This window comes from Streptomyces sp. NPDC051364 (genome assembly GCF_040682115.1).
GTDB lineage: Bacteria > Actinomycetota > Actinomycetes > Streptomycetales > Streptomycetaceae > Streptomyces.
The window spans coordinates 4,956-12,115 of sequence record NZ_JBFBAH010000069.1 but is presented as its reverse complement, the minus strand read 5'-3'; the positions used below and the strand labels follow the sequence as shown (position 1 = coordinate 12,115).

At 72.0% G+C, this 7,160-nt stretch carries 4 protein-coding genes and 2 pseudogenes; 4 read left to right on the top strand and 2 right to left on the bottom strand.

The annotated features are described in order from the left end of the window. Positions 1-256: 256 nt before the first annotated feature. The 3 genes and pseudogenes from AB0M76_RS43020 to AB0M76_RS43010 form a co-directional block, all read left to right on the top strand. Positions 257-631: pseudogene (locus AB0M76_RS43020) on the top strand (GntR family transcriptional regulator); the annotation flags it as partial. 53 nt (positions 632-684) lie between these two features. Next, positions 685-1,278 (top strand): annotated as a pseudogene (locus AB0M76_RS43015) (ABC transporter ATP-binding protein); the annotation flags it as partial. Positions 1,279-2,066: 788 nt separating this feature from the next. Then, complete coding sequence (locus AB0M76_RS43010; RefSeq protein ID WP_365958222.1) at positions 2,067-3,284, top strand: serine hydrolase domain-containing protein; 1,218 nt, start codon at positions 2,067-2,069, stop codon at positions 3,282-3,284. Positions 3,285-3,586: 302 nt separating this feature from the next. Here AB0M76_RS43010 and AB0M76_RS43005 read toward each other — a convergent pair whose 3' ends face one another. After that, positions 3,587-4,606 carry an FUSC family protein gene (locus tag AB0M76_RS43005; protein WP_365958221.1) on the bottom strand — a complete coding sequence of 340 codons (1,020 nt, stop codon included), beginning with the start codon at positions 4,604-4,606 and terminating at the stop codon, positions 3,587-3,589. Between the two features lie 397 nt (positions 4,607-5,003). Here AB0M76_RS43005 and AB0M76_RS43000 point away from each other — a divergent pair, with 397 nt between their 5' ends. Further along, entirely contained in the window at positions 5,004-5,744 is a 741-nt protein-coding gene (locus AB0M76_RS43000) for a class I SAM-dependent methyltransferase (RefSeq protein ID WP_365958220.1), read from the top strand. Here AB0M76_RS43000 and AB0M76_RS42995 read toward each other — a convergent pair. Next, positions 5,699-6,985, bottom strand: a complete 1,287-nt coding sequence (locus AB0M76_RS42995; protein WP_365958218.1) for a hypothetical protein — start codon at positions 6,983-6,985, stop codon at positions 5,699-5,701. The genes AB0M76_RS43000 and AB0M76_RS42995 overlap by 46 nt on opposite strands. Positions 6,986-7,160: the final 175 nt, after the last annotated feature.

Below are 7,160 nucleotides of genomic sequence, written 5' to 3'. Positions count from 1 at the left end.
CCCGCTACGGCAGCCCCGTCGGCGCTTGGAACTTCTGGCAGACCCACCACTGGTACTAAGCCACCAGTAGGCAGACCAGTAGGTAAAGCAGACACGCGAAGACGCCCGGCCGGGACCTCCCGGCCGGGCGTCTTCGCGTCTGCGGCAGCCGCCGCGCGGGACCTGCGGGCCGCCATGCCCTCTAGCAGGCAGACAACGACAGGAGCGTGCCCCTGCCGCAGGTCGGTCATCGGTTGACAAGGACACCTCCTGTCACGCCCTGCGCCTGGGCCTGTTGGAGCCCGGAGACCGGCTCCCGACGGCCCGGGAGGTCGTCGAGGCCCTCGCGATCAACCCGAACACCGTGCTCAAAACCTACCGGGAACTCGAACGCGAAGGGCTCGTGGAAGGCCGCCGCGGACTGGGCACCTTCGTGCGCCGGAGCCTGGGCGAGGGGCGGGCCACCGACGCCCGGTTGCGCTCCGAGCTCACCAGGTGGATGGCCGAGGCGCGGGCGGAGGGGCTAGAGAAGGACGACATCACCGCGCTGTTCACCGCCGTACTCGAGAACCTCGACGCCGAACAGCACGGCCCCGGCGGCCCGGACAGCCCGAGCCGCACGAGACAGACCACCCAGGGGGACGAAGGATGACGGCGACCATCGAAGCGCACGGCGTCGGACGGAAGTTCCGGCGCGGCTGAGCACTGCGCGACTGCTCCTTCCGGCTGCCCACCGGCCGGGTCTGCGCCCTCGTGGGCCCCAACGGTGCAGGCAAGTCGACTCTGTTGGAGATGGCCGCCGGAGTGCTGAAGCCCACCGAAGGGACGCTGCGGGCCCTCGCTCGCGAACACATCGCCTACGTGGCCCAGGACAAGCCGCTCTACCCGCAGCTCACGGTCGCCGAGACGCTGCGCATGGGAGCCGAACTCAATGCGGGTCGCTGGGACGCGCAGGCTGCCGCCGCGGCCGTCGAGGGCGGAAACCTGAGTCCGGGCAGGCGAATCCGGTCGCTCTCCGGCGGCCAGCGCACCCGCGTCGCCCTCGCCCTGGCCCTCGGCAAACGCCCCGACCTGATGCTCCTCGACGAGCCCATGGCCGACCTCGACCCCCTCGCCCGCCGTGAACTCATGGGCCTCCTCATGGCGACGGCAGCGGAGCAGGGCACCACGGTCCTGAAGTCGTCGCACATCCTTACCGAACTGGAGGACGCCTGCGACCACCTCCTCCTGCTGGACGAGGGCAGGGTTCGGCTCGCCGTGAGCATCGAGGACATCCTCGCCGCCCACACCCTCGTGACCCAGTCGGTCACGCCGGGCCGCTGGCTCGCGGGGAAGCTGCTGTTCCCGGCGGTAGGCGCGGCGCTTGTCCTGCCGGCGGCCGTCCTTGTACAAGCGTGGGCCCTGCGCACCACGCTCCGCTCGTGGTATCCCGTGGAGTGGCACCAGGACGCCGTCTATCCGACGGTCGGGCCCGTGGCCGTTGCCTACGCCCTCTTCGCCATCGCTGCGGGCGCGCTGGCCGGCCTGCTCCTCCGCCGTACCGTCGCGGGCATGGCCGCGGCCGTGGGAGCGACAGCGGGCACGATGATCGTCCTCAACCTGCTGCGGCCCCATCTGTGGCCCACCGTCGACAGTGCCGCGCGTTCGGCCCATGCCCGGGACCTTTCGACGACCACGGCCTCCGGGGTCACAGACTTGCGGTACCACCCGGAAGCCCATTTCTGGCCGCTCCAGATGGTCGAGGGCGGCATCGTGCTGATCCTCGCGGCAGCCGCCGCCGGCGCCGCATTCGCGGTCCTGCGTCGCAGGCACGCATGACTCCGTCGGTCAGTGAGGCTGCGTAGTCACTGCCTGAGCTGCAAACCCGCAGTTCACAGCCACCGCGGACAGTGGGGCAGACAGCCAATCATCAGTCCACTCCGCCAGGATCCAGATCCGGCCTCCCGTGGGCCGGACGCCGAAGCCGCGCCGCGGCGGGTCTCGGCGACCGCATCACAGCCGCCCTGTGATTGTCGGCTTTCATCCGGCACGGCGGTCAAGCGCCGCCCGCCGGGCCGGGTGCCTGCGGCGCACCCATACTGGGGAACGTGAGGCGTTCTCGAACGGCGTGCGTCTGCGCTGCCGCTCTGGTCGCCGCGGTCCTGCCACTCGGCGTGGGGACCGCTCCGGCCGCGGCCGTCGCTGAACCCGCGCGGAAGTGTGTCAGCTCCCCGAAGCCCGAAGCGGCCTCGGGCCAGGCGGCCCGTGTCCTCGACATCGCCCGCGCCGCACAACGGGAGTTCGGGCTCAACTCGGTCGTCTTCCGCGTGACCTCGGGCGATCGGAGCATCGTCACCGGAGCGCTCGGCACGTCGATGACCGGAGTCCCCGCCGACCCCTCCATGCACTTCCGGACCGGCTCGGTAGGCATCGTCTACATGGCCACCGCACTGCTCCAACTCGTCGACGAGGGCCAGGTCGGCCTCGACGACCCCATCTCACGGTGGCTGCCGGACGTCCCCCACGCCGACGAGATAACCCTGCGCATGCTGGGCAGTTCCACCTCGGGTATCCACGATTACGTCACCGACCCGGTGTTCCTCAAGGAGATCGAGGCCAAGCCCTTCCGCCAGTGGACCCCGGCGGACAACCTGGCCATCACCAGCAGCCACCCGCTCTGGTACAAGCCGGGCACCAGCTTCAGCTACTCCCACGAGAACTTCCAGCTGCTCGGCGCCGCCCTCGCGAAGATCACCGGCAAGCCGCTCGACCAGGTGCTCCAGGACCTCGTGATCAGCCCGCTCGGCCTGCACGAGACGACGAACTCCGCGACCCCCGAGATCCCGGCCCCGGCCCTGCACGCCTTCACCTCGGAACGCGGCACCTACGAGGAGTCGAGCTACTGGAACCCCTCGTGGACCACCGCCCCGGGCGCGGTCCTCACCGGGGACATCTGCGACCTGGCCACCTCCGCCCGCGGCATCGGCACGGGGGCCCTGCTGTCGAAGGAAGCCTTCCGCACCCAGCTCAACCCCGGCACGGTCGGGCTGGGCACTCCGACCAAGCAGTGCCCCGCCCCGTACTGCCGGAAGAACACCGAGGCCCTCCACTTCGGATTCGGCGTCCTGGTCCTCCGCGACTGGATCGCGACGAACCCGTCCTTCTCCGGATATGCGGCCGTCTCGGCCTACCTCCCGGCGCAGCAGCTCTCCATCGCGGTCTCCGTGACCAAGGGCCCCTCCTCCCCCGAGGGCAACTCCGCCTCCACGGTGGCCGAACGCATCGCGAAGGACCTCGCCCCCGACCACCCGCTCACCCTCGGCTGAGGGCCGCCGGCCGCGGCTACGCGAGCTGGTTCCCGAACAACGACGAGAGCGATGGCCGCGGCGAGCTGGGCCGCCTCCACAAGGGCAAGGACCAGTACTCCAGCAGCACGCTTCGCCATCCGTAGCCGGCGGGCGACGCGGACGGTGAGGACCGGTTGTTCGGCTCGTCCACGCTGCGAAGGCGCGCTCGGCCCTCTCCGCCGCGTACGTGCCGAAGCCGCCGGTCGGGAGGAGCAGTTCGGTGCCCGGCTCAAGGCGCGGGCGCCCTTGAGCCCGTCGAAGTGTGTCCACCCCGACGGCGTCTACCCCGTATGGTCGCCGAGTGCCTCGTGGGTGAGGTGGAGCCCGGCGCGCAGGACCGCGTCGTGGCGGGTGGGGTGGGCGGCCCGGTGCGCCGCGTCCAGGGCGCGAGCCCGGCGCAGCGCGGCGGAACAGTCTGCTCCGCGCAGCGCCTCGTCGAGGGCGCGGGACGTGGCCCGTACGAGGGGGGCCAGATCGCGCACGGCCGGGTCCGGTTCGGCGGCCTCGCGGGCCCGGTCCGCCAGTTCGCCGGTGAAGAACTGGAGCGTGAGCGCGGTGCGACCGGCCAGGTGCAGCCGGGGCCGGAGGCCGGCCAGGCGCGCGGCGTCGGTCCGCCTCAGCGGCACGAGCCGCAGGCGCGCGAGGGTCCCGTCGAGTGAGGCGGCCAGTGCGTGCGGGCGCTGCCAGAACCCGACGGCGCCGGGCTGGACGGCGCCGGGCCGGGCGGGGGCGGGCTGCCCGAGGGCGGCCCGGGCGGCGATGCCGTCGAGGAGGGCGCACAGGTCGGTCCGGTACGCGTCCAGGTCGTCCCGTGCCGCGCGGTAGGGGTCGGGCGGCCAAAGAAGGGGACCGAGGAGGGCCACGACCGCGATGCCGATCGCGCTCTCCTCCAGCCTGGCCAACGGGTATCCCGGGACCGCGGTGGCGTAGATCATCAGCGCGGAGACCAGGACCTGCTGGTTGGGAGCGCCGCTGCCGCCCAGCAGGTACATGCCCGCGCAGCCGCAGAGCAGCAGGAGCAGGAACGAGGCGGAGGAGACGGGCAGCCAGTGCAGGACGACCACGCCGACGAGCACGCCCACCACGACTCCCGCCATCCGCTCCAGGGCCAGCCGTGGCGCGGCGAAGACGTCCTCGCGCAGGATCAGGATGGCCGGAAGGGCGGCGGGCACCGGGGCGGAGCTGGTGCCGAGCCAGACGCACAGGCCCCAGGGAACGGCGGCGCACACGACCAGACGGGCGGCCGGCCCCAGCCGCGCGGCGAACCGGTGTCCTGCCGCAGAAGCCGATACCGCAGGCATGCCCAACATCGTAGGGGGACGGCGGGGCGCAGGGCCCCAGGGACAAGGGGTGTCGGTCCCGAATCTCCGAGACCGGCTTCGGGAAAAGAAGGGCCGCCGGATCCTTCGGCGAGCCGTCCGAGGTCAGCGACCAAGGACCGTCAAGATCATGGCTGAGGCATTCACGCGGCCCAGTCGATGTCGAGCTCGGCGAGCGCCCGCAGTTGTTCCGGATCGAGGCCGGTGATCCGGCATCGGGCCGACGATCGCACTGGGCATCCGATATGAACACGAGACAGTCGCGGCATATTTGTGGCTTCCGCCAGTACGACGCCCCGGCTGACACCAGGGAGACTTCCCGCCAGGTGCTGCGGCCCGTCCCGACGGCCGCCGCCAAGGACTGAGGGGGAACAGCACGATGAGCGGTCAGCTGTACGACGAGATCGGCGAGGCGTTCGAGGGCTTCAAGACCCTCCCTCTCGCGCGCTACGCAGAGGTGCCCGGCTTCCTCGCCCTCGTCGGCGACGTGAAGGGCAAGTCAATCCTCGACCTGGCCTCCGGAACCGGCTTCTACAGCCGGGAGTTCAAGCGCCGCGGCGCATCACACGTCCTCGGCGTCGACATCTCCTCCGCGATGGTCGACGCGGCCCGGGCCCTGGAGGATCGTGACCCGCTGAGCGTGCACTACGAGGTCGGCGACGTCGCCGAACTGCGCACCTTCGAGCAGCGCTTCGACATCGCGGTTGCGGTCCAGCTGTTCAACTACGCCGACGACGTCGCCACCATCGAGCGGATGTGCCGCAATATCCACCGCAGCATCGCGGACGGGGCCGAGTTCTTCGCCTTCGTGCAGAACCCGGACTTCCGTCTCGACGGGCCGTCCCTGGCCAAGTACGGCTTCCTGTGCGAATCGCTCGGCGAGGAAACCGAGATCGGGCCGCGCGTGAGGGTCACCGCGCTCCTCGACCCGCCGATCTCGTTCGTCGCGAATCCGCCCAGCCGCGAGGTCTACGAGAAGAGCCTGCAGGCTGCCGGATTCAACGAGGTCACCTGGGTTCCCCTGGAGGTCTCCGCCGCCGGCGTACGCGAATACGGCAAGCACTTCTGGGACGACTACGCCGCCAACCCCCCGCTGGCGATGCTGCGCTGCCGAGCCTGACCCCGAGCGGCCCGGCCCCGTTCGGCCGGGGACGGGCCGCCGTCCGGCACCAGGCCGGTCACCTCGAGAGCGGGCGAGTCCTCGGCCGGCAAGCCGGCGCCGACGGCCGTCACGTGCGTCGTACCGTCACGCAGGGAGGTGATGCGGACCTGCCCCGCGGGGAAGGGGTCCCTCCCGTTCGGACCGGGTACGTGCGCGAACGGCGTCCAGGAGCCGTCCGGCCGCCTCACGTTGTGCCAGATCCGGCCGTCGGGCCCGACCGCCACGACCTGGGCGGAGCCGTCCGGCGTCCCGGCGATTCCGATGGCGCTGGCCCCCATGGTGGGGGTGCTGACGCCCTGCGGGGGCCGGAATCCGGTCCAGGAGCCGTCGGCCCGCCGCAGCTGGTGGTACACGATCCCGTCGAGCCCGATCGCGAGGACCTGGGCGGACCCGTCGGGCATGGCGGTGATCGCCAGGGCGGGACCCGAGAACGTCGGGGCTCCGTTGTAGCCGGCCATCCGGCCCCAGGCCGTCCACGTACCGTCACGCCCGCGAACACAGTGGTACATGGCGCCGTCGGTGCCGTAACCGAGCAGCTGGGCAGACCCGTCGGGCATGGCGGTGATCGACACCTTCATCGCACCCCAGCGGCTCTTCGCGGTGAACCCGGGTACGGCCCGGAACCCCGGCAGGGCGCCGTCGGCGCGCCGCTGCTGGTGGAAGGTGGTGCCGTCCAAGGCCGTCACCACGATCTGGCAGGTCCCGTCGGGGAACGCGGCGATGTCCGCCTCCCGGACGGTGAACCCGGTCGCGCCGTCCGGTCCCGCGACGCGCTGCCAGGGCTGGAGCGTGGCCGAACCCCGTACGGTGGTCAGCCACAGGCTGTTGTCAAGCGCGATGCCCAGCGCCACGACGGAGCCGTCCGCCATGCCGGCCACGGCGCTCTGCACCCCCGCGAAGGACGCGGCGCCGGCGTTGGCCCCCGGCAGCGGACGCATGCTGCCCCACGACCCGTCGGGGCGGCGCTCGGTGTGGAAGAGCGCGCGCCGCGCGACGTCGCACGGGGGCAGTTGCGCGGAGGAGAACCACACCGGGTCGGTGATGGCCACCAGTTGGTCCAGTGTGGTGGAGGCCGGCTTGGGCCGGCGCACCTCGGCGCGGGCGAACAGGGAGGCCTTGCCCGAGCCGCGCCAGCGCAACTGTCCCTTGCCGCTGCCGTCGATGCAGGTGGCGGCCATGATGCCCCACTCGGTGTACAACGTGGCGATGCTGTCCGGGGCGGCCGTCACGGGGGAGGGGGCGGGAGAAGGGGGGGGCGAGCCGGGGGGGGCGCGGGCGGGGGGGGGGCGCCGGGGGGGTGGGGGGGGTGGGGGGGGGGGCGTCGATAGGTGGGCCGGCGACCTGGAATAGGAAGAGGGCGAGGTCCCCCGCGGG

What these genes read in the sequence shown, in the direction of transcription:
- AB0M76_RS43005 (WP_365958221.1), bottom strand. Translation starts at nt 4,606, where the DNA reads ATGCCTGCGGTATCGGCTTCTGCGGCAGGACACCGGTTCGCCGCGCGG.
- AB0M76_RS43000 (WP_365958220.1), top strand. Translation starts at nt 5,004, where the DNA reads ATGAGCGGTCAGCTGTACGACGAGATCGGCGAGGCGTTCGAGGGCTTC.